General features: G+C 57.0%; 23 protein-coding genes. 4 read left to right on the plus strand and 19 right to left on the minus strand.

Features of this window, described 5'->3' with window-relative positions:
• Positions 1-93: 93 nt before the first annotated feature.
• On the minus strand, positions 94-555 hold the full coding sequence (locus tag A1WC_RS07730; protein WP_032691234.1) for a GNAT family N-acetyltransferase: 462 nt from the start codon (positions 553-555) through the stop codon (positions 94-96).
• A 57-nt stretch (positions 556-612) separates the two neighbouring features.
• Here A1WC_RS07730 and rnz point away from each other — a divergent pair, with 57 nt between their 5' ends.
• Entirely contained in the window at positions 613-1,533 is a 921-nt protein-coding gene (rnz, locus tag A1WC_RS07725) for a ribonuclease Z (protein WP_012967513.1), read from the plus strand.
• Positions 1,534-1,587: 54 nt separating this feature from the next.
• Here the strand turns inward: rnz and nuoN are convergent, their stop codons facing one another.
• The 14 genes from nuoN to A1WC_RS07655 all read right to left on the minus strand — a co-directional run bounded on the left by nuoN (position 1,588) and on the right by A1WC_RS07655 (position 18,320).
• Positions 1,588-3,045 (minus strand): NADH-quinone oxidoreductase subunit NuoN, encoded by a 1,458-nt coding sequence (gene nuoN / locus A1WC_RS07720; RefSeq protein ID WP_008803951.1) that lies wholly within the window; start codon positions 3,043-3,045, stop codon positions 1,588-1,590.
• Positions 3,046-3,051: 6 nt separating this feature from the next.
• Positions 3,052-4,581: an NADH-quinone oxidoreductase subunit M gene (nuoM, locus tag A1WC_RS07715; RefSeq protein ID WP_008803950.1), complete on the minus strand. Its 1,530-nt coding sequence runs from the start codon at positions 4,579-4,581 to the stop codon at positions 3,052-3,054.
• Between the two features lie 301 nt (positions 4,582-4,882).
• Positions 4,883-6,724: an NADH-quinone oxidoreductase subunit L gene (nuoL, locus tag A1WC_RS07710; protein ID WP_012540986.1), complete on the minus strand. Its 1,842-nt coding sequence runs from the start codon at positions 6,722-6,724 to the stop codon at positions 4,883-4,885.
• Positions 6,721-7,023, minus strand: a complete 303-nt coding sequence (gene nuoK, locus A1WC_RS07705; protein ID WP_002913148.1) for an NADH-quinone oxidoreductase subunit NuoK — start codon at positions 7,021-7,023, stop codon at positions 6,721-6,723. The genes nuoL and nuoK overlap by 4 nt, the downstream gene beginning before the upstream one ends.
• Entirely contained in the window at positions 7,020-7,574 is a 555-nt protein-coding gene (gene nuoJ, locus A1WC_RS07700; RefSeq protein ID WP_004201743.1) for an NADH-quinone oxidoreductase subunit J, read from the minus strand. Before nuoJ ends, nuoK begins: the two co-directional genes overlap by 4 nt.
• 10 nt (positions 7,575-7,584) lie before the next feature.
• Positions 7,585-8,127, minus strand: a complete 543-nt coding sequence (nuoI, locus tag A1WC_RS07695) for an NADH-quinone oxidoreductase subunit NuoI (protein WP_008803948.1) — start codon at positions 8,125-8,127, stop codon at positions 7,585-7,587.
• Positions 8,128-8,141: 14 nt separating this feature from the next.
• Positions 8,142-9,119 (minus strand): NADH-quinone oxidoreductase subunit NuoH, encoded by a 978-nt coding sequence (gene nuoH, locus A1WC_RS07690; protein WP_002913156.1) that lies wholly within the window; start codon positions 9,117-9,119, stop codon positions 8,142-8,144.
• Positions 9,116-11,842, minus strand: coding sequence for an NADH-quinone oxidoreductase subunit NuoG (nuoG, locus tag A1WC_RS07685; RefSeq protein ID WP_008803947.1), 2,727 nt, complete (start codon positions 11,840-11,842; stop codon positions 9,116-9,118). Before nuoG ends, nuoH begins: the two co-directional genes overlap by 4 nt.
• Positions 11,843-11,873: 31 nt before the next feature.
• Positions 11,874-13,211 carry an NADH-quinone oxidoreductase subunit NuoF gene (nuoF, locus tag A1WC_RS07680; RefSeq protein ID WP_002913158.1) on the minus strand — a complete coding sequence of 446 codons (1,338 nt, stop codon included), beginning with the start codon at positions 13,209-13,211 and terminating at the stop codon, positions 11,874-11,876.
• The gene (gene nuoE, locus A1WC_RS07675) at positions 13,208-13,708 is read right to left on the minus strand and encodes an NADH-quinone oxidoreductase subunit NuoE (protein ID WP_002913160.1); all 501 of its coding nucleotides are present in this window, start codon (positions 13,706-13,708) and stop codon (positions 13,208-13,210) included. Before nuoE ends, nuoF begins: the two co-directional genes overlap by 4 nt.
• Before the next feature lie 2 nt (positions 13,709-13,710).
• On the minus strand, positions 13,711-15,519 hold the full coding sequence (gene nuoC, locus A1WC_RS07670; RefSeq protein ID WP_008803946.1) for an NADH-quinone oxidoreductase subunit C/D: 1,809 nt from the start codon (positions 15,517-15,519) through the stop codon (positions 13,711-13,713).
• 87 nt (positions 15,520-15,606) lie between these two features.
• Positions 15,607-16,281 carry an NADH-quinone oxidoreductase subunit NuoB gene (nuoB, locus tag A1WC_RS07665; protein WP_002913178.1) on the minus strand — a complete coding sequence of 225 codons (675 nt, stop codon included), beginning with the start codon at positions 16,279-16,281 and terminating at the stop codon, positions 15,607-15,609.
• A 15-nt stretch (positions 16,282-16,296) separates the two neighbouring features.
• Positions 16,297-16,743 carry an NADH-quinone oxidoreductase subunit NuoA gene (nuoA, locus tag A1WC_RS07660; RefSeq protein WP_002913181.1) on the minus strand — a complete coding sequence of 149 codons (447 nt, stop codon included), beginning with the start codon at positions 16,741-16,743 and terminating at the stop codon, positions 16,297-16,299.
• Positions 16,744-17,393: 650 nt separating this feature from the next.
• Positions 17,394-18,320, minus strand: a complete 927-nt coding sequence (locus tag A1WC_RS07655; RefSeq protein WP_008803945.1) for a LysR family transcriptional regulator — start codon at positions 18,318-18,320, stop codon at positions 17,394-17,396.
• Positions 18,321-19,196: 876 nt separating this feature from the next.
• On the opposite strand from A1WC_RS07655, the gene alaA reads away from it, so the two are divergent.
• Together alaA and yfbR are read left to right on the plus strand one after the other, a co-directional pair.
• A complete protein-coding gene (gene alaA, locus A1WC_RS07650; RefSeq protein ID WP_016161590.1) occupies positions 19,197-20,414 on the plus strand; it encodes an alanine transaminase AlaA in 1,218 nt (405 codons plus the stop codon).
• Positions 20,415-20,495: 81 nt separating this feature from the next.
• Positions 20,496-21,095: a 5'-deoxynucleotidase gene (yfbR, locus tag A1WC_RS07645; RefSeq protein ID WP_002913188.1), complete on the plus strand. Its 600-nt coding sequence runs from the start codon at positions 20,496-20,498 to the stop codon at positions 21,093-21,095.
• A gap of 45 nt (positions 21,096-21,140) precedes the next feature.
• Here the strand turns inward: yfbR and A1WC_RS07640 are convergent, their stop codons facing one another.
• From A1WC_RS07640 to yfbV, 4 genes are all read right to left on the minus strand, one after another.
• Complete coding sequence (locus A1WC_RS07640) at positions 21,141-22,973, minus strand: SLC13 family permease (RefSeq protein WP_008803943.1); 1,833 nt, start codon at positions 22,971-22,973, stop codon at positions 21,141-21,143.
• A 76-nt stretch (positions 22,974-23,049) separates the two neighbouring features.
• Positions 23,050-23,709, minus strand: a complete 660-nt coding sequence (locus tag A1WC_RS07635) for a sugar phosphatase (protein ID WP_008803942.1) — start codon at positions 23,707-23,709, stop codon at positions 23,050-23,052.
• Between the two features lie 11 nt (positions 23,710-23,720).
• A complete protein-coding gene (locus tag A1WC_RS07630; RefSeq protein WP_012540982.1) occupies positions 23,721-24,215 on the minus strand; it encodes a YfbU family protein in 495 nt (164 codons plus the stop codon).
• An 87-nt stretch (positions 24,216-24,302) separates the two neighbouring features.
• Entirely contained in the window at positions 24,303-24,758 is a 456-nt protein-coding gene (yfbV, locus tag A1WC_RS07625; RefSeq protein WP_002913194.1) for a terminus macrodomain insulation protein YfbV, read from the minus strand.
• A gap of 338 nt (positions 24,759-25,096) precedes the next feature.
• Here yfbV and ackA point away from each other — a divergent pair, with 338 nt between their 5' ends.
• A complete protein-coding gene (gene ackA, locus A1WC_RS07620; protein ID WP_008803940.1) occupies positions 25,097-26,299 on the plus strand; it encodes an acetate kinase in 1,203 nt (400 codons plus the stop codon).
• Positions 26,300-26,323 lie beyond the last annotated feature (24 nt).

The following is a 26,323-nucleotide window of genomic DNA, read 5'->3' on the forward strand; positions in this document are numbered from 1 at the left end:
GACGGCGGAATAGCAGTACCCATGACGAGGGAGCGGGTTTTATCTTACCCGCTCGCCGGGCCAAAGCAGCGTGTGGACGAGGGTGCAGAGGGGTCAGATAGCGCGCTTTTCTCGCGCCATGCCAATGTGGGGGATGCCATCCTCATCATAGACCTCGGTCACCGGCGTAAAACCGAAGTGGGCGTAAAAGGATTGCAGGTGCGCCTGCGCCCCGAGGTAAATTGCCTTTTGCGGCCAGTACTGCTGACAACTGGCCAGCGCCTGCTCCATCAGCTGATAGCCGAGCTTCTCACCGCGGGCGGCGGGGCTAACGATAACCCGGCCAATCACCACCGGCGCAAACGCCTCTTCGCTTTTGAGGATCCGCGCGTAGGCCAGCAGTTCGCCATCGCGCCAGCCGAGCAGATGGCGATTTTCACCGACCAAATCATCGCCGTCGACATCCTGATAGGCGCACTGCTGCTCCACGACAAAAACTTCACTGCGCAATTTCAGCAGCGCATACAGCTGGGGAACGGTGAGTTCACTATGGTGGAGATCCTGCCAGGTCATCATCTGTAGCTCCTTATTGATATACTGATACTTTGCGACTCGCCCTGAGGACACTGGACGATGGAATTAACTTTTTTAGGAACATCCGCCGGGGTGCCGACCCGTACGCGTAATATGACGTCGATAATACTGAATTTGCAACAGCCGACCCGCGCCGAAATGTGGTTGTTTGACTGCGGTGAAGGGACCCAGCATCAGTTTCTTCGCACGCCCTATCACCCCGGCAAACTGAATAAAATTTTCATCACTCACCTGCACGGCGACCACCTGTTCGGCCTGCCCGGCCTGTTGTGCAGCCGTTCGATGCAGGGGAACTCTCTGCCCCTCACCCTCTACGGGCCAAAAGGGCTCAAAGAGTTTGTTGAGACCGCGCTGCGTCTGAGCGGTTCGTGGACCGACTATCCGCTCACCATCATCGAAGTCGGCCCTGGTCTGGTGTTCGACGAAGAGGGCTATCGGGTCACTGCGTACCCGCTCAGCCATCCGGTGGAGTGCTACGGGTATCGCATTGAGCAGCATGACAAGCCCGGCACCCTCGACGCCGCCCAACTGATTGCCGATGGCGTGCGTCCGGGGCCGCTGTTTCATCAACTCAAGCTCGGCCAGCGCGTTGAGCTGGAAGATGGCCGGGTCATCGACGGCAGCCGCTATCTGGGGCCAGCGACGCCGGGTAAAACGCTGGCCATCTTTGGCGATACCGCCCCCTGCCCGCAGGCGCTGGAGATGGCTCGCGGGGCGGATGTGATGGTCCACGAAACCACCCTTGAGCAGGCGATGGCGGAGAAAGCCAATAGCCGCGGCCACTCCTCAAGCCAGCAGACCGCGGCGCTTGCCAAAGAAGCGGGGGTCGGCACGCTAATCGCTACCCACTTTAGCTCGCGCTACGATGCCGAAGGCTGTCTGAAGATGCTGGCGGAATGCCGGGAGATTTTCGCCAATACGCTATTGGCGGAAGACTTTATGGTCTACAAGATGGCGTAAAATCCGGGCATAAAAAAACCGCCATCCCGGCGGTTTTTTTATTTATAGCGCAGATTACATCAGCGGCGTCGCCAGCTGCACGATGCTAATCAGCGGCTGCGGCCAGATACCAAGCACCAGCACCAGCAGGGCGGAGATCAGCACCACGATACCGCCAGCGCTGTACTGCCAGTTCGACGGCGCATCGCGGTTCAGTTGCTCGGGTGCGCTCAGGTACAGGCTGACTGCCACTCGCAGATAGTAGTAGAGACCAATCGCTGAGCCGACAACCACTGCGGCAACCAGCCACCACAGGTGCGCATGCACACCGACGGCCAGCACGTAGAACTTACCGATAAAGCCGAGGGTCATCGGAATACCGGCCAGCGACAGCATCATCACCGTCATGACCGCTGACAGGATCGGACGGTGCCAGAACAGGCCGCGGTAGGAGAACAGCGAGTCCGCATCCGGACCGCGGTACGGGCTGGACATCAGGCTGACCACGCCGAACGCACCAAGGCTGCTGAACAGATAACCGGCCAGGTAGACGCCAACGGCTTCCATCGACATTTCGCCGCTCTGCAGGGCGATTAACGCCACCAGCAGATAGCCGAGGTGGGAGATGGAAGAGTAGCCGAGCAGACGCTTAATGTTGGTTTGGCTCAGCGCCATCAGGTTACCGAAGATGATAGAGGCGAAGGCGATCAGGCCCAGCACAACGCGTACCGCTTCACTGTTGCCCACCGGCATGTACAGGAACAGACGCATCACCACGCCGAAGATGGCGATCTTGCTGGCGGTCGCCAGGAAGGTGGAGACCGGCGCAGGCGCGCCCTGGTAAACGTCCGGCGTCCACAGATGGAACGGCACCAGCGACAGTTTAAAGCCAAGACCGACGATCATCAGACCGAGGCCCGCCAGCAGCAGCGGCTCGTGCAGCGTATTGTCCGCCAGGCTTTTACCCAGCGCGAGGAAGGACAGGTTGCCGGAGTTCGCATACACCAGCGCCATACCGAACAGCAGGAAAGACGAGGCTGCAGCGGAGAGGATAGTGTATTTGATGCTCGCTTCCAGCGAACGCTTCTGGCGGAAGGCGTAGCCGACCAGGCCGAACAGCGGTAGCGAAATCAGTTCGATACCGAGGAACAGCGCCGCCAGATGATTCGCACCGGCCAGCAGAATGCCGCCCAGCGCGGCGATCAGCACCAGCAGGTAGAACTCTTCTTTGTTGTCCTTGTAACCCTCAAGCCACGGGTAGGCGAAAGTACAGGTCGCGAGGCTCGCCAGCAACACCAGCCCGGTGTAGAGCATGGCGTAGCCGTCAACGCGGATCATTGGCGTAACGTCCATCGCCCCGTTCTGACCAACAAACCAGAGCGAGACCAGCGCAGCGTTAAGCCCGAGAACCGACAGCGTGGCATTGAGAAAATGATTGCGTCGCCACGCAATGGAGAGCATCACAACCACCACCGTCAAGCCGACGATCAGCAGCGGTAGCAGTGCGATCAGTTGTTGTGGAGTTATTGTCATGGCGAATTACGGCCTTGTAGTAGAAACAGAATTAACAAACCACTGCTGAATGTTGCTCATCGCAGCATGCGAGGTGTCGAGGATCGGCTGCGGGAAGAAGCCCAACAGCACCAGCAGCACCACCAGCAGCAGGATGATAGACAGTTCACGCAGGGACATCCCCGGCAGCGCTTTCGCCGCGATTTCGCTTTTCGCTTTACCGAAGTAGGCGCGATGCAGCATCGACAGCGAATAAACGGAAGCGAATACCAGACCAAAGGTCGAGATAACGGTGATCACCGGCACCACTTTATAGCTGCCGAACAGGATCATAAATTCGCCGACAAAGTTACCGGTGCCCGGCATCCCCAGGGTGGCGACGGCGAAGAACATTGACATTGCCGGCAGCCATTTAATTTTGCTCCACAAACCGCCCATCTGACGCATATCGCGGGTGTGCAGACGTTCGTACAGCTGGCCGCACAGAATAAACAGACCGGCCGCGGACAGACCGTGGGCGATCATCTGGATCACCGCCCCCTGATAAGCCAGCTGGCTACCGGTGTAGATAGCAATCAGCACGAAACCCATGTGGGAAACGGAGGTATAAGCGATCAGACGTTTGATATCGGTCTGGGCGAAGGCCATCCACGCGCCGTAGAAGATACCAATCACGCCCAGCCACATGGCGATGGGCGCAAACTCGGCGGAGGCGTTCGGGAACAGCGGCAGCGCAAAGCGCAGCAGACCGTAGGCCGCAGTTTTCAGCAAGATGCCCGCGAGGTCGACGGAACCGGCAGTCGGCGCCTGAGAGTGAGCGTCCGGCAGCCAGCCGTGCAGCGGTACCACCGGCATTTTCACCGCGAAGGCGATGAAGAAGCCCAGCATCAGCAGGTATTCCACGCCGTGGGACATCGGCGTTTTCAGCAGATCTTCATAGTTGAAGGTCCACACGCCGGTCGCGTTGAAGTGGACGAAGGCCAGCGCCAGAATGGCGATCAGCATCACCAGACCGCTCGCCTGGGTATAAATGAAGAACTTGGTGGCCGCCGTGATACGCGTTTTACCGTCCGAGGCTTTATGACCCCACAGCGCGATCAGGAAGTACATCGGCACCAACATCATTTCCCAGAAGAAGAAGAACAGGAACATGTCGATGGCGAGGAACACGCCGATGACGCCGCCCAGGATCCACATCAGGTTGAGGTGGAAGAAGCCCTGGTATTTTTCGATTTCACGCCACGAACAGAGTACCGCCAGCACGCCGAGGAGACCGGTCAGCACCACCATCAGCAGCGACAGGCCGTCGATCGCCAGATGGATGCTAATGCCGAAGCGTGGGATCCACGGCAGCACGAATTCCGACTGCCATTGCGGAATACCCGCGGATTGCGTCAGAGAATAGCCGCCCTGCATCCACAGCTGCAGGCCAAGCGCCAGCGTCAGTCCCATGGTAATCAGCGCGATCCAGCGCGGCACTTTCACGCCAAAGCGTTCGGTCTGCCAGCACAGGAAGCCGCCGATAAAGGGGATTAATATCAACCAAGGCAATAACATGGTGATTTTTATTCCTTATTTAAGTCCGGTTCAGGCTATCTTACTCGTCATAGCGAACGTCGGCTGTGCTCACAATCCTCACGCATTTTAATACGCTCCGGTTGCTCCGCGCAGGCGGTGTCCACTCTGACTTCGCCGATAACGCCTGTCCTTTACGACCTGATTTTCAACGAATTCTCACAGAAAATTCACTTCGGATTGAGGCTTGTTTTGTCGGGTGACGCTAACGCTTGCCCGACCTACGGTCCCGTAGGCCCGGCAAGCACCGCGCCGCCGGGCGAAACAATCCCAATCCTCAAACTCAACGCAATACCATCAGCAGCGCCAGCACCACCACCGCGCCGATGCTCATTGATGCCACATACCAGCGCAGATAACCGTTCTCGCTCACCAGCAGACCTTTGCCTGCGAAGCGGGACAGAATCGCCGGGATATTCATCAACGCATTCAGCGGATCGCTCTTCAGCAGCCAGGCAATCCCGAGGAAAGGTTTCACGAACACCTTGTCGTATAACCAGTCGAAGCCCCAGGCATGGAACCACCAGGTACCGAAGAAGCGGCCAGGCGCGCTGTTGGCGATGGAGGTCACCAGGGTACGTTTACCCAGCCACAACCATGCGGCGATCAGGATGCCGGCAATCGCGATAATCCCGGAGGTAATTTCCAGCGTCATCACGCTGCCGTGCGCAAGCTCAGTGGTCTGCGGCAGTACGCCCTCCAGCGGCGGCACAATCAGCGCGCCAACAAAGGTGGACAGCACCAGCAGAACGATCAGCGGCAGATGATGGGTAATCCCCTTCCCTGCGTGCGCGTGAATTTGCTCTTTACCGTGGAACACGATGAAAATCATACGGAAGGTGTACAGCGAGGTCATAAAGGCGCCGACCAGGCCCGCCACCATCAGATTGATATGGCCGTTGGCCATCGCGCCCGCCAGAATCTCATCCTTACTGAAGAAGCCTGCGGTGATAAGCGGCAGAGCGGACAGCGCCGCGCCCCCCACCAGGAAGCAGACATACACCAGCGGAATAGATTTGCGCAGGCCGCCCATCTTGAAGATGTTCTGTTCGTGATGGCAGGCCAGAATGACCGAGCCAGACGACAGGAACAGCAGCGCTTTAAAGAACGCGTGGGTCATCAGGTGGAAAATCGCCGCATCCCATGCCTGTACGCCCAGCGCGAGGAACATGTAGCCAATCTGACTCATGGTCGAGTAAGCCAGCACACGTTTGATGTCGGTCTGCACCAGCGCGGCGAAGCCCGCCAGCACCAGCGTTACCGCACCAACGATACCCACCAGATGCAGCACTTCCGGCGTCATCAGGAACAGGCCGTGGGTACGGGCAATCAGGTACACGCCCGCGGTCACCATGGTGGCCGCGTGGATCAGAGCGGAGACCGGCGTCGGGCCAGCCATCGCATCGGCAAGCCACGTTTGCAGCGGCAGCTGAGCGGATTTACCTACCGCGCCGCCGAGCAGCATCAGCGTCGCCCACTGCAGCGTGGTGCTGCCATTAGCGAAGTGCTGCGGCGCCAGCTCTACCATTTCACGGAAGTTCAGGGTGCCCAGTTCGTTATAAAGAATGAACAGCGCGAAGGCGAGGAACACGTCGCCGACGCGGGTGACCACGAAGGCTTTCATCGCTGCGGCATTGTTCTTCGGATCGGTGTAGTAGAAACCGATCAGCAGGTAAGAACAGAGGCCCACACCTTCCCAGCCGAGGTACATCAACAGCAGGTTATCGGCCAGTACCAGAACGACCATGCTGGCGATAAACAGGTTGGTGTAAGCGAAGAAGCGAGAGTAGCCCTCTTCGCCGCGCATGTACCAGGAGGCGAACATGTGGATCAGGAAGCCGACGCCGGTCACCACAGAGAGCATGGTCAGCGACAGGCCATCCAGCACCAGGTTGAAGCCGATGTTGAAATCACCGACCGACATCCAGTTCCACAGCGGTACGCTGACCGCTTGTTTGCCGTTAGCGAAAAAGTCGACGCCAACGTACGCGGTGACCAGCGCCGCCAGGCCTACCGACCCCATGCCAACGGTGGCGGAAAGGTTTTCCGACCAGCGCCCGCGGGAGAAGGCCAGCAGCACAAAGCCAATCAATGGCAAAAGAATGGTTAAGGCAAGCATGTTCATCCACGCAACTCACTTACTGAATCGATGTTCAGGTTCTGGCGGCGACGATGGAGCTGCAGCAGCAGCGCCAGGCCGATACTCGCTTCCGCAGCCGCGAGGCTGATGGCGAGGATATACATTATCTGACCATCTGCCTGGCCCCAGTAGCTACCCGCCACCACAAAGGCCAGCGCGGCGGCGTTAATCATGATTTCCAGGCTAATCAACATAAACAGCAGATTGCGGCGGATCACCAGCCCCGTCAGACCAAGCACAAACAGGATGGCCGCGAGGATCAGTCCATGTGTTAAGGGGATCATGCGTGTTCCTCCGTTTTTCTTTTGTCGCTGTCGTTCACGCGGTTGCTCAGCACCTCGCCGGCACGCTCTTCGCGGCCGATGTGGAAGGCGACCACCAGGCCCGCCAGCAGCAGCATGGAGGCCAGCTCCACCGCCAGGACGTACGGCCCAAACAGCGCAATACCCACTTCTTTGGCGTTGATCGCCGCGCCGTCGATACCCTGGTCGTTAATGCCCAGGATGGCGTAAACGATAACCACCAGCAGCACCGCGGAAAGGATGGCCGGGCCAATCCAGATCCCCGGCTGCAGCCATTTGCGTTCCTGTTCGATCTCGCTGCCGCCCAGGTTGAGCATCATCACCACAAAGACGAACAGCACCATAATGGCCCCGGCGTAGACGATGATTTCCAGCGCACCAGCAAAGTAAGCGCCCAGCGAAAAGAACACCCCGGCAATCGCCAGCAGCGAAATAATCAGGTACAGCAGCGCATGCACCGGATTGGTGTGGGTGACGACCCGCAAGGTTGCGAGGATGGCTATCAGGCCACAGATATAAAAAGCGAATTCCATTGCCCTCTCCTTACGGTAACAGGCTCTTGACGTCGATTGGCTTAGCTTCGTTTTCCGCTTCACCTTTATCTTTGCCGTCGATTGCCATACCCGCCATCCGGTAGAAGTTATATTCCGGGTATTTGCCCGGACCGGAAATCAGCAGATCCTCTTTTTCGTACACCAGATCCTGACGCTTGTATTCACCCAGTTCGAAGTCCGGGGTCAACTGGATCGCCGTGGTCGGGCACGCTTCTTCGCACAGGCCGCAGAAAATGCAGCGTGAGAAGTTGATGCGGAAGAACTCCGGATACCAGCGGCCATCTTTGGTCTCTGCTTTCTGCAGCGAGATACAGCCCACCGGGCAGGCTACCGCACACAGGTTACAGGCAACGCAGCGCTCTGCACCGTCCGGATCGCGGGTCAGCACGATGCGGCCGCGGTAGCGCGGCGGCAGATAGACCGGCTCTTCCGGATACATCCGGGTTTCACGTTTGGCGAAGGCATGCAGGCCAATCATCCAGATACTACGGACCTGGGTGCCGAACCCCACCAATAATTCTTTTAAGGTCATGTTCAATTCACCCCTTATTGCGCCTGCCAGAGAATGACAGCCGCCGTTACCAACAAGTTGACCAGCGTTAACGGCAGGCATACCTTCCAGCCAAAGGACATTACCTGGTCATAGCGCGGACGCGGTAATGATGCGCGGATCAAAATGAACATCATCATGAAGAACGCGGTTTTCAGCGCGAACCAGATGAAAGGTGGTAACCACGGGCCATTCCAGCCGCCGAAGAACAGCGTGACGATCAGCGCTGAAACGGTGACGATACCGATGTATTCACCGACGAAGAACAGACCGAATTTCATGCCGGAATATTCAATGTGGTAACCATCGGCCAGTTCCTGCTCCGCTTCCGGCTGGTCGAACGGGTGACGGTGACACACCGCCACGCCGGCGATGGCGAAAGTGACGAAGCCGAAGAACTGCGGAATGACGTTCCACAGATGCGCCTGGTTGTTGACGATATCGGTCATATTGAATGACCCCGCCTGCGCCACCACGCCCATCAGGGAGAGACCGAGAAACACTTCGTAGCTCAGGGTCTGCGCGGAAGCACGCATCGCCCCCAGCAGCGAGTATTTGTTGTTGCTCGACCAGCCGGCGAACAGCACCGCATAGACCGCCAGGCCTGCCATCATCAGGAAGAACAGGATGCCGATGTTCAGGTCAGCCACCACCCACGTCGGGCTGACCGGCACGATAGCAAAGGCCAGCAGCAGCGAGGTAAAGGCGATAACCGGCGCCAGAGTAAAGATCACGCGATCGGAGAAGCGCGGGATCCAGTCCTCTTTGAAGAACATCTTGATCATGTCAGCGACCAGCTGCAGCGAACCGCCCCAGCCGACGCGGTTAGGTCCGTAGCGGTTCTGGAACAAGCCGAGCAGACGACGCTCGCCGAAGCTCATGAACGCGCCGCAGGTGACGACCACCAGCAGAATGACCACGGCCTTCAGGATGCTTAACAGAATGTCGATAAGATCCGGCGTTAACCAGCTCATGCTTTCGCCTCCTGCAGTGAATCAATACGCGATCCGGTCAGCACCGGCGCAATGCCCGGCATGCCCATCGGTAAGCCAACCTGTCCTGCGGTCAGGCCTTCAGAGATAACCAGCGGCAGACGCAGGGTCTGGCCTTCCACGCTAAAGGAGAGCATTGCCCCCGCGTTAACGCCCAGCTTCGCGGCATCCGCCGGATTCAGCTTGATGTACGGCTCAGGCATCCGGCTCTCGAACACCGGCGCGCGCTGTGACAGCTCATCGCTACCAAACAGGTGGTAATACGGCGCGATACGCCATTTGCCCTCTTCCGCCTGGAAGCTGGCCGGCACCGCGGTGAAATACTCCAGCCCGTTGGCGGACGCTTCAAACAGTCGAACACCCGGATCGCCGTGGCGCAGTTTCCCGCCCACTTCATCCTGGAACTTGTTCCATGCCTGCGGGGAGTTCCAGCCCGGCGCCCAGGCGAACGGGATCTGCGAACGCGGGGCGGACGGCTGGTTGTTCCCTTCCATGGAGAAGGCGAACATGGTGTCTTTATCCTGCGGCTGACGCGGCTCGTGCACGCTGATGTTGGCGCGCATCGCCGTGCGGCCGCTGTAGCGGTGTGGTTCACGCGCCAGCTTCTGACCGCGGATGCGGAAGGTCGCATCCGGCGCGGCATCTTTAATGCCCGCCAGCTGCGGCAGCGCGGCAATCGCCGCATCGATGACGTGGTCCAGCTGCGTCCAGTCAACCTGACGGTTGTTGACGGTGCTGTGCAGCGAATGCAGCCAGCGCCAGCTCTCCAGCATCACGGTTTTCGCATCGTAGTAAGCCGGATCGTAAACCTGGAAGAAACGCTGGGCGCGGCCTTCGTTGTTCACCACAGTCCCGTCGCTTTCCGCAAAGCTTGCGGCAGAGAGCACCAGGTGCGCTTTGTCCATAATCGCGGTGCGCTGATGGTCAACCACCATCACCAGCGGGGCTTTCGCCAGCGCAGCGTCAACGCGCGCGGCGGAAGCATGACGGTGAAGGTCGTTTTCCAGCACGATAACCGCGTCGGCGGCGCCGCTTTCCAGTTCGTCCAGCGCCTCTTCAAGCGAGCCGCCGCCGATCATGCCCAGACCGACGCTGTTCACCGCGCGGGCGACCATGGTCACGCCGACGTCGGCGCCGCGGCCTTTCAGGGCTTTTGCGACGTTAGCGGCGGCCTGGATGATCTCCATGCTGCCAGCGTTAGTACCGGAGATAATCAGCGGTTTTTTCGCCCCGGCCAGCGCCTGGACAATCACGTCAACCTTACCCTTCAGGTCCTGGCTCAGGCCATCAACCGCCGGCGCGCTGTCATCCAGCGCATGGGCGATAGCGAAGCCCAGACGCGCCTGATCTTCCACCGGCGCGCGGTAGGTCCACGCGGCAATGTCATCCAGGCGGGTGTCATCGATGTTGGTGACGAATAACGGGTGCTTGGCGCGCTGCCCGATGTTGAGGATCGCGGCGATCTGCCAGTCGGCTACTTTCTGCGCCGCTGCCATTTCGCGTGCTTTCCCTTTCACCGCCTGGCGGACTGCCAGGGCCACGCGCGCGCCGGTCTGGGTAATGTCTTCGCCCAGCACCAGTACCGCATCGTAGGATTCGATATCGCGCAGGCTTGGGGTATGGACCCCACCTTCACGCAGCACTTTCAGCATCATCTGCAGGCGCGCTTGTTCGCCTTTGGCGATGCCGGTATAGAAGTTGTCGGCGCCCACCAGCTCACGCAGCGCAAAGTTGCTTTCGATGCTGGCGCGCGGGGAGCCAATACCGATCACTTTCTTCGACTGGCGCAGGATATCTGCCGCGCCCTGCATCGCCTGCTCGGCGTTGAGAGTGATCAGATCGTCGCCGCGGCGCTGCACCGGCTGACGCGGACGGTCTTTCAGGTTGACATAGCCATAGCCGAAGCGACCGCGGTCGCAGAGGAAGTAGCGGTTAACGGTCCCGTTATAGCGGTTTTCGATACGACGCAGCTCGCCATAGCGTTCGCCCGGGCTGATGTTGCAGCCGATGGAACACTGCTGGCAGATGCTCGGCGCAAACTGCATGTCCCACTTACGGTTGTAACGCTCGGAGTGCGTTTTGTCGGTGAAGACGCCGGTCGGGCAGACTTCCACCAGGTTGCCGGAGAACTCGCTTTCCAGGGTGCCATCTTCCGGGCGACCGAAGTAGACGTTGTCGTGCGCGCCATAGACGCCCAGGTCGGTGCCGTCGGCATAATCTTTGTAGTAGCGCACGCAGCGGTAACAGGCGATGCAGCGGTTCATTTCGTGCGAAATAAACGGCCCCAGATCCTGATTGCGGTGGGTACGCTTGGTGAAACGATAGCGGCGGAAACTATGGCCGGTCATCACCGTCATATCCTGCAGGTGGCAGTTGCCCCCTTCTTCACAGACCGGGCAGTCGTGCGGGTGGTTAGTCATCAACCACTCCACCACGCTTTCGCGGAACTGCTTCGCTTCGCCGTCGTCAATAGAAATAAAGGTGCCGTCGGATGCCGGAGTCATACAGGACATCACCAGGCGACCACGCGTGTCTTCCGCGTTCTGATATTGCTTCACCGCACACTGGCGGCAAGCACCGACGCTCCCTAGCGCCGGGTGCCAGCAAAAGTAGGGAATATCAAGACCAAGAGAGAGACAAGCCTCTAGCAGGTTGTCCGCCCCGTTGACCTCGTATTCTTTGCCGTCTACATGAATCGTAGCCATTTGCGTGCTTCCAAAAATAAAAAACCTTTGATTACCAGCGCGTCTTAAGCAGGTTCGGCTGAATCCCGTTGATTGCATGGGTATTGCTGAACTGCTGCTTAATGCCAGCCTCGAATTCTTCGCGGAAATATTTAATCGCGCTCTGTAGCGGTTCGACTGCGCCCGGCGCGTGCGCGCAGAAGGTTTTACCCGGGCCCAGGAATCGACACAGTTGCTCAAGCGTTTCGATATCGCCAGGCTGGCCTTCGCCGCGCTCCAGGGCGCGCAGGATCTTCACGCTCCACGGCAGACCATCACGGCACGGCGTACACCAGCCGCAGGACTCGCGGGCAAAGAACTCTTCAAGGTTGCGCACCAGCGAGACCATGTTGATCTCGTGGTCAACGGCCATCGCCAGCGAGGTGCCCAGACGGCTGCCCGCTTTACCAATACTTTCGAACTCCATCGGCAGATCGAGGTGCGCTTCGGTCAGGAAGTCGGTCCCTGCCCCACCCGGCTGCCAGGCTTTAAACTTCAGACCATCGCGCATGCCGCCGGCGTAATCTTCGAGGATCTCACGCGCGGTGGTGCCGAACGGCAGCTCCCAGACGCCTGGATTCTTCACCCGGCCGGAGAAGCCCATCAGCTTGGTGCCAGCATCTTTGCTGGTGGAAATGTTCTGGTACCACTCGACGCCGTTGGCGAGGATCGCCGGCACGTTGCACAGGGTTTCCACGTTGTTGACGCAGGTCGGCTTGCCCCACACGCCGGAGCTCGCCGGGAACGGCGGTTTGGAGCGCGGGTTAGCACGGCGGCCTTCCAGGGAGTTGATCAGCGCCGTCTCTTCACCGCAGATATAGCGCCCTGCCCCGGTGTGCACAAACAGTTCGAAGTCAAACCCGGTGCCAAGGATGTTTTTCCCCAACAGGCCCGCTTCAGTGGCTTCGGCAATCGCGCGACGCAGATGCTGGGCCGCTTCGATATATTCGCCGCGCAGGAAGATGTAGCCGCGGTACGCTTTCAGCGCAAACGCGGAGATCAGCATGCCTTCCACCAGCAGGTGCGGCAGCTGCTCCATCAGCAGACGGTCTTTATAGGTGCCCGGCTCCATTTCATCGGCGTTACACAGCAGGTAACGGATGTTCATGGATTCGTCTTTCGGCATCAGGCTCCACTTCAGACCCGTGGAGAAGCCCGCGCCGCCGCGCCCTTTCAGGCCAGCGTCTTTTACCGCCGTGACAATCTCATCCGGCGCCATCCCGGTCAGGGCTTTACGTGCCCCTTCGTAACCGTTTTTGCTGCGATATTCGTCCAGCCATACCGGCTGCTTGTCGTCGCGCAGACGCCAGGTGAGCGGATGCGTTTCCGCAGTACGAATTACGGTTTTCATTTGTACTGCTCCAGCAGGTCAGGAATTGCCTCCGGCGTCAGATGACTGTGAGTATCCTCATCAATCATCATGGTCGGTCCCTTGTCGCAGTTGCCCAGGCAACAGGTCGGCAGCAGCGTGAAGCGGCCATCGAAGGTGGTCTGCCCTGGCTTGATATTGAGCTTCTTCTCAATCGCAGCCTGAATACCTTGATAACCGGTGATATGGCACACCACGCTGTCGCAGTAGCGGATCACGTGACGGCCAACCGGCTGACGGAAAATCTGGCTGTAAAATGTTGCCACGCCTTCGACGTCGCTGGCCGGGATCCCCAGCACATCGGCGATCGCATAGATCGCGCCATCCGGCACCCAGCCGCGCTGTTTTTGGACAATTTTCAGCGCTTCGATGGACGCCGCACGCGGGTCTTCGTAGTGGTGCTTCTCGTGCTCAATAGCCTCACGCTCAGCCGCACTCAGCTCAAAAGCCTCGGTTTGTGGTTGTTGATTCTCGTGCATAATTAGCGGTCCACGTCTGACATAACAAAATCGATACTACCCAGATAGACGATCAGGTCGGATACCAGGCTGCCGCGGATCGCCGACGGGATCTGCTGCAGATGCGCAAAACTCGGCGTACGCACGCGGGTACGGTAGCTCATGGTGCTGCCGTCGCTGGTCAGGTAGTAACTGTTAATCCCTTTGGTCGCCTCAATCATCTGGAAGGATTCGTTGGCCGGCATCACCGGGCCCCACGATACCTGCAGGAAGTGGGTGATCAGGGTTTCGATATGCTGCAGCGTGCGCTCTTTCGGCGGCGGCGTGGTCAGCGGGTGATCCGCTTTGAACGGGCCTTCCGGCATGTTATCGAGGCACTGCTGAAGAATGCGCAGGCTCTGGCGCAGCTCTTCGACTTTCAGCATCACGCGGGTGTAGCAGTCAGAGACGCCGCCCCCGGTCGGGACTTCGAAGTCGAAGTTTTCATAGCCAGAATAAGGACGCCATTTACGCACGTCGAAGCCGATACCGGTGGCGCGCAGGCCTGCGCCGGTGGTGCCCCACTCCAGCGCCTCTTTGGCGGTATAGGCTGCCACGCCGACGGAACGGCCTTTCAGAATGGTGTTGCGCAGGGCGGCCTTCTCATAGGAGTCCAGACGCTTCGGCATCCACTCGAGGAATTCACGCAGCAGGCGATCCCAGCCGCGCGGCAGATCGTGCGCGACACCGCCGATGCGGAACCACGCCGGGTGCATACGGAACCCGGTAATCGCTTCCACCAGATCGTAAATTTTCTGCCGATCGGTAAAGGCGAAGAAGACCGGCGTCATCGCGCCGACGTCCTGAATAAAGGTCGAGATATACAGCAGGTGGCTGTTGATGCGGAACAGTTCGGAGAGCATCACGCGGATCACGTTCACGCGATCCGGCACGGTGATCCCGGCCAGTTTTTCCACCGCCAGCACGTACGGCATCTCGTTGACGCAGCCGCCGAGGTATTCAATACGGTCGGTATACGGGATGTAGCTGTGCCAGGACTGACGCTCGCCCATCTTCTCGGCGCCGCGGTGGTGATAACCGATGTCCGGTACGCAGTCGACGATCTCTTCGCCATCCAGCTGCAGAATAATACGGAATGCACCGTGGGCAGACGGGTGGTTCGGACCGAGGTTGAGGAACATGAAGTCCTCGTTGTCGGTGCTGCGCTTCATGCCCCACTCTTCCGGTTTGAAGGTCAACGCTTCCATCTCCAGATCCTGCTTGGCTTTGGTCAGCTCAAACGGATCGAATTCGGTAGCGCGCGCCGGATAGTCTTTACGCAGCGGGTGGCCTTCCCAGGTCGGCGGCATCATGATACGGCGCAGGTTCGGGTGGCCATCGAAGGTCATGCCAAACATTTCCCAGGTTTCACGCTCATACCAGTTGGCGTTGGGGAACAGTTTGGTGAAAGTCGGCAGATGCAGATCGTTTTCAGACAGCGCCACCTTGAGCATGATGTCGCGGTTGCGGTCGATAGAAATCAGATGATAGAAAACGGAAAAATCCGCGGCGGGCAGGCCATCGCGGTGGGTGCGCAGACGTTCGTCCATGCCGTGCAGGTCAAACAACATCACGTAAGGCTTCGGCAATTTCTTCAGGAAATCACCCACCTCAAGCAGTTGCTCACGCTTCACCCACACCACCGGTACGCCGGTGCGGGTTGGCTGAACGGTAAAGGCATCCGGCCCAAAGCGGTTGCGCAGTTCGCCGATCACCGGGTCATCAAGGTGATCGCGGGTTTGCCAGGCTGGTGCGGCGTCATGCGCGGTTAAATCGGTCATATTGTTCACCATTGCAAAAGGTCCGTGGTGACTGCCGGGCGAGACTTCGCGTTGTTGTAGATTGATTTGCGAAGTGGTACTCCCGCCCGCAGGCGCAAATTAAATCTCGTCCGGCGTCCGCAGATTGGTCACTGCAATACGTTCGCCGCGTTTACGCTCGCGTTCCGACTGCATATTGGCGCGATAAACGCCCTGATCGCCAACCACCCATGAGAGCGGACGACGTTCTTTACCAATGGACTCCTGCAGCAGCATCAGCGCCTGCATATAGGCCTCCGGACGCGGCGGGCAGCCCGGGATGTACACATCGACCGGAATGAATTTATCCACGCCCTGGACGACGGAGTAGATGTCGTACATGCCGCCGGAGTTAGCGCAGGCGCCCATAGAGATCACCCACTTCGGCTCCAGCATCTGATCGTACAGACGCTGAATAACCGGCGCCATTTTGGTAAAGCAGGTTCCAGCGACCACCATCAGGTCCGCCTGACGCGGAGAGGCGCGCAGAACTTCTGCCCCAAAACGCGCAACGTCATGCACCGCAGTGAATGACGTCACCATTTCCACATAACAGCAAGAAAGGCCGAAGTTATACGGCCAAATTGAGTTCTTACGGCCCCAGTTCACCATGTCATGCAGCGCGTGCTCGAGTTTCCCCATATACACGCTTTTATTGACTTCCTGCTCCAGGGGGTCGGTGACGATCTCCTGTTTCTGCAGGGGGTAACGGTCGTTCTCACCGTTAGGATCTATGCGGGTGAGCGTATAATCCATCTTATTGCCTCGCTTTTACTGCATATGACGGTTAGTGGGACTGTCTGTTTCCGGGTTAACCAGCGTGCGACGGGAACGCGCAGGCGTCCAGTCCAGTGCGCCGATGCGAACGAGATAAACCAGACCAGCCAGTAGCACTAAAATGAAAATTGCGGCTTCCACAAAGCCGACCCAGCCGCTCTCGCGGATAGAAGTCGACCATGCGTAGAGATACAGGGCTTCCACGTCGAAGATAACGAAGAACATGGCAACCAGATAAAACTTCGCAGAAAGACGTAAGCGGGCCGAACCAACGGAGTCAATCCCCGATTCAAACGGCGTGTTTTTGCTACGCGCGCGCGCGCGACCGCCAAGGTACCAGCCGCCGACGAGCATGAGGCAGCACAGGCCGATAGCGATGATGAGAAATATAGCGAATGCCCAATGATGAGCGATGACTTCAGTGGATGTTGACATACGCATTGCTTAACCAAAAAAGTGTAGCGCCAAAACCCTCTGCTCTTACTGGCAGATGAACGCCACAGCGTTTCACGGGAGGAATAAAAAAAACCGTGCAAAAAAGCGTCCCTGGTTGATGTGAGAAGCCCAGATGCCGTGGCTTTTTACCCCTTTCTTTAACCTTTTGTCAACTTTAACAAAAGTTTTCATAACATTAATTTACATTGGAATCTTTTCATTAACATTAAATGCCCTTTTATGCGAAATAACCTTGCATACTGTTCGGTTTTAGTGTTGTTGAATCGTGTCCGTTTCCGTCGTAAATCAAAAATCCCTTCTATTTTGACAGGATTTAGCCTCGATTCCTCCCCCCAAAGAGGGGTATTTTCTTGATCTGTGACACGGTTTTGTTAATTACCCCAGGAAATCGGCAACAATCCGTCCGGTTTTTTAACATTAGCAGGAAGTGTTGAAAGTGCAGGGAAAAGTCGACAAGGTGAGCGCCAGGTCACGCTAATATCCTGATTTTTCAGTAAAGAAATAAAATAAACATTCAAAACATCAATAATAGTGCAAAAAAAAGAGCCAGCAGGCGGGAAACCCGCCCCTGAGGCTCTTTTTGTGCACTTACATTCTGTTACCAGTTTTTGTGATCTTTGTTAGCAAAATTGCCCTCACAAAATGAAGGTGTTATCTCCCTCTTGCGGAGTAAGTGCCGGGCCCGTTCGCCAGGGGTCGCTCTCCTGACTCAGTGACTGAAAAATCACCTGCGGCAGCTCGCTCACCGTCTGCGGATTGCAACTGACCACATACCGGGTATCCGGCAGGCCAGGCAATCCATCGCTGATGCCAGCCACGCGCAAATCGGGGCTCATCATTTCGACGGGTCGCGCGGTGACGCCCAGCCCGGCTTTGACCGCCGCTTTCACCCCGGAGAGAGACGAAGCGCCATGGGCCAGATGCCATGGGACGCGGGCCGCCTCCAGCGCGGCAATAATATCCTGGCGGAATGGACCTGGCTCTTCGAGCAGGATCAGGGGAATAGACTCCCCTTTCGCCAGCACATATTCCGCCGCACAGTACCAGAGGGTCGGTGACGTTCTCAGGATGAAAGAGGTAAAGCCGGGAGGCTGATGGGTGGTCAGCGCCAGATCCACCCGCCCCTCGGCCAGCATCGCCATGATGGCGGCATGGGGATGCACTTTGATCTCCAGCGTCATTCTGGGATAGAAGCAGCCGATGCGGTTTAATAAAAACGGCAGGATGGTATCGGCCGTTTCTTCCGACGCGCCGATGGTCAATCCACCTTGCAGGCTGCCATACATCAGCGACATGCAGGCTTCATCGTTAAAACGCAGGATCTTGCGGGCATAGCCCAGTAGCTGGATGCCTTGCTCAGTCAGCAGTTTATTACGCCCGTGACGGGCGAAAAGCTCTTTGCCGACCAGCTGCTCCAGGCGTTGCATTTGCTGGCTGACCGCGGACTGGGTACGACACACTGCGGCGGCGGCGGCGGCGAAGGTGTTCAAATCAGCGACCGCCACAAAGGTGCGCAGCAGATCGAGATCAAGGTTGAGTATCGGACGTGTTGTATTAATCATCTTTCTTCACTTACAGGTGGCTAACGCTGACCTGCCTTGTTGATGCTTTACGCCAGGTTTCCGGCTATTCCCTGAGCCTCGTGCTCACCGTCAGATGGCGGATAAACAACTGGACGAACGTTATTACATGCCAAAGTACTCGTCTGGGCAAATGCGCAGAACCACGGAGTAATATATTGTTCGTATTTCTCATTGTTATTTATTACCACGGCCAGCCAGGTGTCATGCGTCGCTCCGGAAAAGCGGCCAGTGGTGGTGAGAAAGTCTCTCTTCCACCGCGCGTTCACACAGGGAAGAATGAACAATAAAATCCTGTAATAACAATATATTAAACATCAATCCAACCGGAGTGCTTACCGGCTATCACTGATATTAACGGCGATATTCTAACCGATTCTCGCCCTTTTTATAAGCCTAAATAAGGATTAACTCAGATAATTTTAAATTTTTTTCAACGTTTTATATAAATTAACAAACCTCAGATTATTACCTGTCAAAAATAATAATAATGCCCCCGCGGACTGTTTTTTATTGATATTATTTAACATCAAAATTACAAATCAGTCCCTATTGTATTAAGGATAGCGTTGTTTAGTCTGCCAACATTCTTCGTTCGCCCCTTCGTCACACAAACAAACCAGATAAATGATGGCAAAAAAGGCATATGGTCTACATATACGACCAAAAAAAGCATCATAAGCAGGTATAACCTACAACATAAAACCGTAAGCGGCAGATAAATCAATTACGCTTAAAATCCTGCGTTAGCAAAATCTTCTCCTGCAAAGCCTTCAAAACAGCGGGGATGCGGAGTACATTGTTCCGTGCTGACTTCCACGGCAGGGAGTGGCGATAACAGCTAAAAGGTCAAGATTCATGTCCCCCATCGAAAAATCCAGCAAGTTAGAGAACGTCTGTTACGACATCCGTGGCCCGGTTCTGAAAGAAGCGAAACGTCTTGAGGAAGAAGGCAATAAAGTTCTGAAACTGAACATCGGCAACCCGGCGCCATTCGGCTTCGAGGCCCCTGACGAGATCCTCGTCGACGTCATCCGCAATCTGCCTACTGCCCAGGGTTACTGCGATTCGAAAGGGTTGTATTCGGCGCGCAAAGCCATCATGCAGCATTACCAGGCCCGGGGAATGCGTGATGTCACGGTAGAAGATATTTACATCGGCAACGGCGTGTCCGAACTGATTGTGCAGGCGATGCAGGCGCTGTTAAACAGCGGCGATGAGATGCTGGTTCCCGCGCCGGACTACCCACTGTGGACGGCGGCGGTGTCGCTTTCCAGTGGCAAAGCGGTCCACTATCTGTGTGACGAATCCGCTGACTGGTTCCCGGATCTTTACGATATCCGCGCAAAAATCACGCCGCGCACCCGCGGGATCGTCATCATTAACCCCAACAACCCCACCGGCGCGGTCTATTCCAAAGAACTGCTGCAGGAGATCGTCGAGATCGCCCGGCAGCATAACCTGATTATTTTCGCCGATGAGATCTACGATAAGATCCTCTACGACGAAGCCCAGCATCACTCAATTGCTGCTCTGGCGCCGGATCTGCTGACCGTGACCTTTAACGGACTGTCGAAAACCTACCGTGTTGCCGGCTTCCGTCAGGGGTGGATGGTGCTGAATGGCCCGAAAAAACACGCGAAGGGCTATATCGAAGGCCTGGAGATGCTGGCGTCGATGCGTCTGTGCGCCAACGTGCCGGCACAGCATGCTATCCAGACGGCGCTGGGCGGTTACCAGAGTATCAGCGAATTCATCATTCCCGGCGGGCGCCTGTATGAACAACGCAACCGCGCCTGGGAGCTGATCAACGATATTCCGGGTGTCTCCTGCATGAAGCCAAAAGGCGCGTTGTATATGTTCCCGAAAATCGATGCCAAACGCTTCAATATTCACGACGACCAGAAAATGGTGCTCGACTTCCTGTTGCAGGAGAAAGTCCTGCTGGTGCAGGGTACCGCGTTCAACTGGCCGTGGCCGGATCATGTGCGCATTGTGACGCTGCCTCGTGAAGACGACCTGGAGATGGCGATCTCCCGCTTTGGCCGCTTCCTCTCCGGCTACCACCAGCTTTAATCGCTACGCCGCCGGCATTTGCATCCGGCGGCGATCCCTGCGCACAATGGAACCCGATGTTGTCACTGATTAAGGGTTCCTATGAGTCAGAGTCATTTCTTTGCCCACCTCTCCCGCCTGAAACTGATTAACCGCTGGCCGCTGATGCGCAACGTGCGCACCGAAAATGTCTCCGAACACAGTCTGCAGGTGGCGATGGTCGCCCATGCGCTGGCGGCAATTAAAAACCGCAAATTTGGCGGCCAGGTCAACGCCGAACGTATCGCCCTGCTGGCGATGTACCATGACGCCTCCGAAGTATTAACTGGCGACCTCCCTACCCCGGTGAAATATTTCAACTCCCAGATTGCCCAGGAATATAAGGCGATTGAGAAAATTGCTCAGCAAAAGCTGGTGGATATGGTCCCTGACGAGCTGCGCGATATTTTCGAGCCGCTGATTGATGAGCATCACTACAGTGAGGAAGAGCAGTCGATCGTTAAACAGGCTGACGCCCTCTGCGCTTACCTGAAGTGCCTCGAAGAGCTGTCTGCGGGTAACAACGAATTTCTGCTGGCCAAAGGCCGTCTGGAAAAGACGCTGGCGTCGCGGCGAAGCGCAGAGATGGATTACTTTATGCAGGTGTTTGTCCCGAGCTTCCAGCTGTCGCTGGATGAAATAAGTCAGGATTCGCCACTGTAATTTTTCAGGCCGGGCAGCGGTTGCGCCCTACCCGGCCTGACACCCTTAAAACGGAAACAGTACCGGGATCAGCAGCACGCAGACCACCATCACCAGTACGGTGAAGGGCACGCCAATCTTCACAAAGTCGCTGAAGGAATACTTACCCGGGCCAAGCACCAGGGTGTTGACCGGCGAGGAAACCGGAGTCATAAACGCCGCCGAAGCCGCCATCGCCACCACCATGGCGAAGGGATAGGGCGACACCCCCATTGACTTCGCTGCTGCCAGGGCTATAGGCGCCATCAGGACCGCGGTCGCGGTATTAGAGATGAACAGGCCTATCGCCGCGCACATTACAAACAGGCAGCCGAGCATCAGATAAGGCCCCTCGCTTCCGGCGACGTCCATCAGTCCCTTGACCACCAGATCTACCCCGCCGGTTTTCTGCAACGCCAGGGCAAACGGCATCATCCCGACAATCAAAATAATGCTTGGCCAGTGGATCGCCTTATAGGCGCTTTCGGCGTTGATGCAGCGGAATTTGCCCATCAGCAGGCAGGCGATGATCGCGGCAATCGGGTTGGGAATTTCATCAGTGAGCATCAGGGCTACCATCAACACCAGACAGAAAATCGCGTGCGGAGCCTGGCTGTGTGCCGGCGAAGCGTCATCCACTTCAACCGGCATATTGAGCACCACGAAATCACGCCCACGCTTCGCCAGCAGGGCAATTTGCCGCCAGTTGCCGACCACCAGCAGGATATCGCCGAGCTGCAGCGGCTCATCGACCACGGAACCATCCATCGCCTCGCCATCGCGCTTCATGCCGACGATATTGAGACCAAACCGGGTGCGGAACGCTATCTCACGCACCGTTTTACCAATCATCTCCGAATCCGGGATCAGCGACACCTCCGCCATGCCCACATCCAGCGCCTGATCGGCAAAATACTCGCCGCGCAGCACCATCGGCTCGAGCATCTGCTCACCACAGAACTGGCGTAAGTCGACATCGGAGGCGGACATATCGATCAGCAGGACGTCGCGGGCGCGGAATTCCGATACCCCGTTGACGTTAACAATCACCCGACGGAACCGCCGCCAGCGTTCGACGCCGATGACGTTGGCACAGTACCGCTCACGCAGTTTTAAATCATCAAGACGCTGGCCGATCATCGGCGAACCAGGACGGATCGCCAGCCGGCGGGCGCGGCCAGTGAGGTGATATTCGCGGATCAGATCGCGGAAGGTGCTTCTTTTACGGCCATCACGCGCGGATTCGCCATTCTCTGTCTTCAGCATAAAGCGCACCGCCAGCATATAGACGATGCCCAGGATCAGCACCACCAGGCCAATCGGCGTGACGCTGAAAAAACTGAAGCCGTGCAGCCCTTCGCGCAGCAGTTCACTGTTGACCACCAGGTTGGGGGGCGTTGCGACCAGGGTCATCATCCCGCTGATAAGTCCGGCAAAGCTCAGCGGCATCATCAGCCGCGAGGGAGAGGTATTCATCCGCGCCGACACGCTGAGCACTACCGGAATGAAAATGGCGACCACCCCGGTTGAACTCATAAACGCACCCAGCCCGGCGACGGTGAGCATCAGGTAAACCAGCATCTTGGTTTCGCTGTTGCCCGCCACACTCACCAGCCACGCCCCCATCTTGGTGGCCACCCCGGTACGCACCAGGCCATCACCGATAATAAACAGGGCGGCAATCAGGATCACGTTAGGATCGCTGAACCCGGAAAAGGCTTCATTCAGCGTCAGCGTGCCGCTGAGGACGAAGGCGACAATGACCATCAGGGCGATAGCATCCATGCGCACCTTGCCGGTAGCAAACAGCACAACCGCGATAGCCAGAAGGGATAAAACCCAAATCAATTCACCGTTCACAACGTTTCCTTGTCACAAGTGGGAGTCGACATAGTGGCATAAAAAAGCCCCGGCAACGCGGGGCGAAATCATACGTTTACGCTTTAAGACGCACATTAACATAGCCGTCCGCCTGGCGTTCGATCACCAGATCGTCCAGGCTACTCAGCACGAGGTCGGCTTCATCCAGTCGAGGGGCATCGGCAGGCACGTTGACCGCGATGGTGCGACACCCCGCCGCCAGGCCGGAGAGCAACCCCGCCGGCGCATCTTCTACCACCGCGCACTGATCGGCCGGTAGTCCCAGCCGCTCGGCGCCCAGCAGATAGGCGTCCGGCGCCGGTTTTCCGTGTTTTACCTGCTCAGCGGTGATGAAGACCTCCGGCATCGGCAGGCCTGCCGCGCGATGACGCGCGTGGGCAACCGGCACCGACCCGGAAGTGACAATCGCCCATGGGATCCCAGCCTCATTGAGGGTACTCAGCAGGGTTAACGCCCCCGGCAGAGCGACAATGCCCTCGATATCAGTGGCTTCAATCTGCTCGAGGAAGCGGAATTCGGCCTGGATATCCTCCTCGCTACGACCCGGCATAAAATGGCGAATAGAGGTAATGGCCTGCTTGCCGTGAATAAAACTGAGAATTTCATCATGGTCAATGGCGAAACGATCGCCCCACTTACACCATGAACGCTCCACCACCGGCAAGGAATCCACCAGCGTCCCGTCTAAATCGAACAGGAAACCTTTACACTGCACGGGCACCTCCCTCAGGCATTGATAATTTGGTTAATTTCATTACTGCTCAGGTGATACTGGCGCGGACAGGCGTGCCAGACGCTCAGCATCCGCTGATATTTCTCCCACATCGGGGTCTGCGAGTTAAAGCCATGAGTGCCGGCGTCAAAATGGCTGTAGCGGCCTTCAATATTGACCATAAAGCGTACATAGCCGAGAAAACGCGCTTCGGTGGCGGCATCAAATCCGAGGAAGGTAACCCGACGCTCGTCGATACCCGCCGCGTCTTTCAGGTTGGTCCAGGAGACATGTAGCGCGTGGTACATCTCCATGATATCGATAACGGTACGGCAGGTTTCTTCCGTCAGCTGGCCAAACTCGCGGTCCAGTTCGCGCATCTGCAGCCCATACCCACGCTCAATGATGGTTTGCAGACGACGGTAGCGTTCCGCATTGTCCGGGTCGAGCATCGTCATCATTTTGTACTGATTGGATAAAATCAGACGCTGCGCATTGGTCATTTCCATGTTGTGACTCCTGTAGCACGGTAGGGCGTGAAATAAAGAAGGCGCATAAATCATGCGCCTTCTTTTATATGCGTTTTCCGTAGTGAATTACAAATCATCAAGGAAAGTTTTATCCAGTTGTTTGAAGGCGCGCTTAAGCGTGTCAGCCAGCGCCTGATAATCGGGCTTGCCTTCGACCGGCGCCAGCGCCTGCCCCGCCTCCTGCAGTTTGCCGCGCACTTCGTAAAACCAGTTGAGAATGGAGGGCGGTAGCGGTGTGACCGAACGCTTACCCAACCACCATAATCCCTGCATCGGCAGGCTCAGGGCAAACAGCGCGGTGGCGACGGCGGGACCCAGCTGGCCGCCCAGGGCTATCTGCCAGCACAGCGTAAAAATGGCGATCGGCGGCATGATACGGATAGCATAGCGGGTGGCACGAATAATGCGGTTTTCGATAAACACCGGCGCGAGGCGCTTGTCGAGAGGCCAGGTCTTTGCGTAATGCTGCCCGCGGTTGAACAAGCTAAAGAAGCTAACGGGGCGTTTCTCAGGGGTCGACATGGCTTTACCTCAACTTTACATATAAAACTTAAAAAATTCGTGCAAAACACCAACTATGCATGACATCGTTCAAAAGATTTTGGCAAAGGATGCCGCAATCAGGTATCCTGTGCCCGCCTGAAAGGGCGGATAGACTCTTTTGCCAGGCTAGTCAAATTATCGCATATTCTGCCATTGGCTGAAAATTATGCAAAATGGCATAAAATCAAATGTACTTCTCTCATCGTGCCCGAAAACAGAACAAGGCATGATGTTAATCATAAATGTCGAGGTCATCCTGCGCTACGCTAATGACACACTGACGTTTTTTTAGCCACGTATCATAAAAAGGTACTTCCATGTCGAGTAAGTTAGTACTGGTTCTGAACTGCGGTAGCTCCTCTCTGAAATTTGCTATCCTTGATGCCGTTAACGGCGACGAATATCTGTCCGGTTTAGCGGAATGCTTCCACCTGCCGGAAGCCCGTATCAAATGGAAAATTGACGGCGGCAAACAAGAAGCTGAATTAGGCGCCGGTGCCGCGCACAGTGAAGCACTGAACTTTATCGTTAACACTATTCTGGCACAAAAACCAGAACTGTCTGCTCAGCTGACCGCAATCGGCCACCGTATCGTACACGGCGGTGAAAAATACACCAGCTCCGTGGTGATCGACGAGTCTGTGATTCAGGGTATTAAAGACGCAGCGTCTTTCGCACCGCTGCACAACCCGGCACACCTGATCGGCATCGCTGAAGCGCTGAAATCCTTCCCGCATCTGAAAGACAAAAACGTGGCCGTATTCGATACGGCGTTCCACCAGACCATGCCGGAAGAATCCTATCTCTACGCCCTGCCGTACAGCCTGTACAAAGAGCATGGCGTTCGTCGTTACGGCGCGCACGGCACCAGCCACTTCTATGTGACTCAGGAAGCCGCTAAGATCCTGAACAAGCCGGTGGAAGAGCTGAACATCATCACCTGCCACCTCGGCAACGGTGGTTCTGTTTCCGCTATCCGTAACGGTAAATGCGTTGATACCTCTATGGGGCTGACGCCGCTGGAAGGTCTGGTGATGGGTACCCGCTCCGGCGACATCGACCCGGCAATCATCTTCCATCTGCACGACACCCTGGGCATGAGCGTTGACGCGATCAACAAAATGCTGACCAAAGAGTCCGGCCTGCTGGGTCTGACCGAAGTCACCAGCGACTGCCGCTACGTGGAAGACAACTACCAGGAAAAAGCCGACGCTAAACGCGCGATGGATGTCTACTGCCACCGCCTGGCGAAATACATCGGCTCCTACACCGCGCTGATGGACGGTCGTCTCGACGCCGTTATCTTCACCGGCGGTATCGGTGAAAACGCCGCGATGGTGCGTGAACTGTCGCTGGGCAAACTGGGCGTCCTGGGCTTCGAAGTTGACCACGAACGTAACCTGGCTGCCCGTTTCGGCAAGTCTGGCTTCATCAACAAAGAAGGCACCCGTCCTGCCGTGGTTATCCCGACCAACGAAGAACTGGTCATCGCGCAAGACGCCAGCCGTCTGACCGCTTAATTCCACACCGCCAGCCATAACCTT

This window comes from Klebsiella sp. KTE92 (assembly GCF_000398905.1).
Taxonomy (GTDB): Bacteria; Pseudomonadota; Gammaproteobacteria; order Enterobacterales; family Enterobacteriaceae; genus Klebsiella; species Klebsiella variicola.

Excerpts from the sequence above, each read along its gene's own strand:
- nuoG (WP_008803947.1), bottom strand. The coding sequence starts at position 11,842 with ATGGCTACGATTCATGTAGACGGCAAAGAATACGAGGTCAACGGGGCG.
- nuoB (WP_002913178.1), bottom strand. The coding sequence starts at position 16,281 with ATGGATTATACGCTCACCCGCATAGATCCTAACGGTGAGAACGACCGT.
- nuoE (WP_002913160.1), bottom strand. The coding sequence starts at position 13,708 with ATGCACGAGAATCAACAACCACAAACCGAGGCTTTTGAGCTGAGTGCG.
- yfbR (WP_002913188.1), top strand. The coding sequence starts at position 20,496 with ATGAGTCAGAGTCATTTCTTTGCCCACCTCTCCCGCCTGAAACTGATT.
- nuoL (WP_012540986.1), bottom strand. The coding sequence starts at position 6,724 with ATGAACATGCTTGCCTTAACCATTCTTTTGCCATTGATTGGCTTTGTG.
- nuoF (WP_002913158.1), bottom strand. The coding sequence starts at position 13,211 with ATGAAAACCGTAATTCGTACTGCGGAAACGCATCCGCTCACCTGGCGT.
- ackA (WP_008803940.1), top strand. The coding sequence starts at position 25,097 with ATGTCGAGTAAGTTAGTACTGGTTCTGAACTGCGGTAGCTCCTCTCTG.
- A1WC_RS07655 (WP_008803945.1), bottom strand. The coding sequence starts at position 18,320 with ATGATTAATACAACACGTCCGATACTCAACCTTGATCTCGATCTGCTG.
- nuoH (WP_002913156.1), bottom strand. The coding sequence starts at position 9,119 with ATGAGCTGGTTAACGCCGGATCTTATCGACATTCTGTTAAGCATCCTG.
- nuoM (WP_008803950.1), bottom strand. The coding sequence starts at position 4,581 with ATGTTATTGCCTTGGTTGATATTAATCCCCTTTATCGGCGGCTTCCTG.
- nuoI (WP_008803948.1), bottom strand. The coding sequence starts at position 8,127 with ATGACCTTAAAAGAATTATTGGTGGGGTTCGGCACCCAGGTCCGTAGT.
- nuoA (WP_002913181.1), bottom strand. The coding sequence starts at position 16,743 with ATGCGTATGTCAACATCCACTGAAGTCATCGCTCATCATTGGGCATTC.
- nuoN (WP_008803951.1), bottom strand. The coding sequence starts at position 3,045 with ATGACAATAACTCCACAACAACTGATCGCACTGCTACCGCTGCTGATC.
- yfbV (WP_002913194.1), bottom strand. The coding sequence starts at position 24,758 with ATGTCGACCCCTGAGAAACGCCCCGTTAGCTTCTTTAGCTTGTTCAAC.
- alaA (WP_016161590.1), top strand. The coding sequence starts at position 19,197 with ATGTCCCCCATCGAAAAATCCAGCAAGTTAGAGAACGTCTGTTACGAC.
- nuoK (WP_002913148.1), bottom strand. The coding sequence starts at position 7,023 with ATGATCCCCTTAACACATGGACTGATCCTCGCGGCCATCCTGTTTGTG.
- A1WC_RS07630 (WP_012540982.1), bottom strand. The coding sequence starts at position 24,215 with ATGGAAATGACCAATGCGCAGCGTCTGATTTTATCCAATCAGTACAAA.
- nuoC (WP_008803946.1), bottom strand. The coding sequence starts at position 15,519 with ATGGTGAACAATATGACCGATTTAACCGCGCATGACGCCGCACCAGCC.
- A1WC_RS07730 (WP_032691234.1), bottom strand. The coding sequence starts at position 555 with ATGATGACCTGGCAGGATCTCCACCATAGTGAACTCACCGTTCCCCAG.
- rnz (WP_012967513.1), top strand. The coding sequence starts at position 613 with ATGGAATTAACTTTTTTAGGAACATCCGCCGGGGTGCCGACCCGTACG.
- nuoJ (WP_004201743.1), bottom strand. The coding sequence starts at position 7,574 with ATGGAATTCGCTTTTTATATCTGTGGCCTGATAGCCATCCTCGCAACC.